This window comes from Gluconobacter sp. DsW_058 (assembly GCF_002153615.1).
Classification (GTDB): Bacteria; Pseudomonadota; Alphaproteobacteria; order Acetobacterales; family Acetobacteraceae; genus Gluconobacter; species Gluconobacter cerinus.
Window position 1 is genome coordinate 1 of the sequence record NZ_JOPH01000059.1, and the last position, 3,144, is coordinate 3,144.

Annotated in this window: 4 protein-coding genes and 1 pseudogene; all 5 read left to right on the plus strand. The window is 53.8% G+C overall.

The features are described 5' to 3' along the window. On the plus strand, window positions 1-223 hold a 223-nt coding region (locus HK24_RS11585; protein ID WP_143412319.1), incomplete at its 5' end, for an IS3 family transposase. Beyond that, window positions 157-900: an ABC transporter permease gene (locus HK24_RS11590; protein WP_086634603.1), complete on the plus strand. Its 744-nt coding sequence runs from the start codon at window positions 157-159 to the stop codon at window positions 898-900. The genes HK24_RS11585 and HK24_RS11590, both read left to right, overlap by 67 nt. Continuing rightward, window positions 834-1,638 (plus strand): annotated as a pseudogene (locus tag HK24_RS11595) (ATP-binding cassette domain-containing protein). Before HK24_RS11590 ends, HK24_RS11595 begins: the two are co-directional and overlap by 67 nt. A gap of 63 nt (window positions 1,639-1,701) precedes the next feature. Further along, on the plus strand, window positions 1,702-2,625 hold the full coding sequence (gene rocF / locus HK24_RS11600; RefSeq protein WP_086634604.1) for an arginase: 924 nt from the start codon (window positions 1,702-1,704) through the stop codon (window positions 2,623-2,625). A 1-nt stretch (window position 2,626) separates the two neighbouring features. Beyond that, window positions 2,627-3,019: a hypothetical protein gene (locus tag HK24_RS11605; protein WP_255376446.1), complete on the plus strand. Its 393-nt coding sequence runs from the start codon at window positions 2,627-2,629 to the stop codon at window positions 3,017-3,019. The last annotated feature ends 125 nt before the right edge of the window (window positions 3,020-3,144 follow it).

Here is a 3,144-nt window from a genome sequence, read left to right on the forward strand (position 1 = left end):
GAACCGGACGATCAAGGAAGCAACCGTCAAGCGCTTCCATTACGACAGCCACGAGCAGTTAAGGACACACCTCAACGACTTCATGGCAGCCTATAATTTCGGGCGAAGACTCAAGACCCTGAACGGCCTCACGCCTTACGAATATGTCTGCAAAATATGGACTTCAGAGCCAGAAAGATTCATCATCAATCCAACCCATCAAACCACAGGACTAAACAACTAGCCGCCTGCATAGCGACATTAGGAGAAAGCTCCTTTGCTCCCGCACGATGGTTTTCACGCCTTTATGTCATGCTCTTTCAAGGAACACCCCTGCTGGTACAGATCTTTGTTATTTATTACGGGTTCGGACAGATAAGCTTTCTCCGCTCTTCCTTTGCATGGCCTCTTCTGGCGCAGGCTTACTGGTGCGCCATTCTGACCCTTTCGCTCAACACATCAGCGTATGGGGCAGAAATCATCCGGGGAGCTATCACGGCCGTTCCTGAACGTGAAATCGAAGCCGGACGTGCGATCGGGATGGCAGGACTTCTTCTCCGCCACAGAGTTATCTGGCCGCAAGCTCTGCGATATGGACTGGCCAATTACGGGAACGAAGCCATCCTGCTGCTCAAGGCTACATCGCTGGCCAGTGTGATTACGCTGATGGACGTCACCGGTCTCGCATACAGACTGGTTTCGAAGACTTACCGTTCGGAAGAAATCTTCACTGTTGCGGGCCTGATCTACCTTGCGATGACCTTTGTGATCGCCACCTGCGTCCATATGCTTGAACGCCATTTAGCCCCAGTCGCCGGGTCTGACCCAGACAAGCCGTCTTTTCCTGAGTTTTCATGGAACCGTTCCCGCAAGAAACAGCCCCGCTGCCCAGCGCATCCGTTATCAAAGCCATCGGGCTAACGAAGCCCTACGGCGTTTTAGACGTCCCTCAAGGAATTGATCTGGAGGCCCATGAAGGGGAGGTCATTTCCATTCTGGGGGCGTCAGGTTCAGGGAAATCGACTTTCCTTCGTTGTCTGAACATTCTGGAGGTTCCCTTGGGCGGCGCTCTTAATATTTTGGGTGAGGATATTCGTTTCCGTCTCAAACAAGGCAAGCAGCACATTGCTGACGCGCGGCAGATCAATCGCCTGCGATCGCAGGTTGGTATGGTTTTCCAGAATTTTTGCCTGTGGAGCCACCGAAGGGTTTTACAGAATGTTATGGAAGGTCCCGTCCACGTTCAGGGGCGAAACCGCCATGAAGTCCGTGATGAAGCCGAAAAGGCATTGGCCCGCGTCGGGATGCTGAACAGGGCAGAGTATTACCCGTCCCAGCTTTCCGGCGGCCAGCAGCAGCGTGTAGCGATTGCGCGCGCCATTGTTATGCGCCCGCGTGTCCTGCTGTTCGACGAACCGACCTCTACTGGACCCGGAACTGGTGGGTGAAGTCCTGAAAGTCATGCGGGATCTGGCGTCAAAAGACTGAACCATGCCCATTGTGACGCATGAAATGGCTTTTGCACGGGATGTTTCAAGCCGGATCGTTTTCCTAGAAAAAGGCACCGTTCGAGCCCAAGGAAACCTGCAAGACTTGTTCAAAGGTGGAATGGATGAGAGCTTTGACAGATTTATCGGCTATTTTTCCCGGCCGGGCTGATGTCCTGTAACAGAATACAGCACATCATGCGGTTAGTAGAACGTGTGTCGGAAAGGAGTTGAGATGAAGACGTGTCAGATCCTGGGTGTTCCCACACAAAGTGGAACATCCGAAAGAGGATGCATTATGGGCCCGACAGCCTTCCGCATTGCCGGACTTTCGGAGATCCTGCAGGACCTTGGATGGACCGTAACGGATGTGGGAGATGCCATGCCTACAGAAATGCCAGACGTAAGCCATTCCAATCCCACTGTGCGCAATCTGGATGCGATCATCGCCTGGACCAAAAGTGTGGGCGAGCGGGCCTATGAAATGGCCAAAGCCTGCGACTTTCCAATTTTCCTCGGCGGCGATCACTCCATGTCAGCTGGAACAGTCTCCGGTGTCGCCCGTCACTCACATGATCTGGAACAGCCGCAGTTTGTCCTATGGCTGGACGCACATACAGATCTGCACACCCTCCACACGACGACCAGCGGTAATCTGCACGGCACACCTGTCGCTTACTTCACAGGTCAGTCGGGTTTCGAGGGCTTCCCAGCTCCTGCCGCCCCAGTTGATCCCCACAACATGTGCATGATGGGCATCCGTTCGGTCGATCAGGCTGAAAAACGCCATGTCGCGGAAATCGGGATTACGGTTTTCGACATGCGGGCGATCGACGAGCAGGGAATTGTCGCTCCGCTTAACAGCTTTCTGGACCGCGTCCGGGCTGCCAACGGGCGCCTGCATGTGAGCCTTGATGTCGATTTCCTCGATCCCGACATTGCCCCTGCCGTTGGCACGACTGTGTGCGGCGGGGCAACATTCCGCGAAGCGCACCTCATCATGGAAATTCTTCATGACAGTGGCCTCGTGACGTCGCTGGATCTGGCGGAACTCAACCCCTTCCTGGATGTCCGCGCAAAAACCGCCCTGCTCATGACCGATCTGGCCGCTAGCCTCTTCGGCCGCCGTGTTCTCGAACGTAAAACGAGAACCTATTGAGATGCCTTTTTCCGCTCCCGCCCCTTCACATCTCGCCTTTGTGCCGTTCGTGTCGGTCCAGAACATGATGGAGCTCGTCTATACGATCGGAATTGAGACCTTTCTGCGCGAACTTGGAGAATATCTGGAGGCTGACTTCAAGCGCTGGTCTGAATTCGACAAAACTCCGCGTGTGGCCACTCACTCCGCCGAAGGCGTCATCGAACTGATGCCCACGAGCGACAGCAGCCTGTACGGCTTCAAATACGTTAACGGCCATCCGAAGAACATGAAGGAGGGGCTTCAGACCGTAACGGCCTTTGGTATGCTGGCGGACGCAGTGGCAACGCCGCTCGCCGTGGTGGCGGTGGTGGCCGTCCGACGGGGCGTCGTTGATCTGTTAAATATGAAATAATTGCGCGCAATCCTTAGAAAATTTTCTACGTCTCCGCTCGGGTATTCGGGCGAAGATTTTTTATATATGGCACATAACATTTATGATTAATTTAAAATTGAGTGGTAATTTTATTTTCTAATATG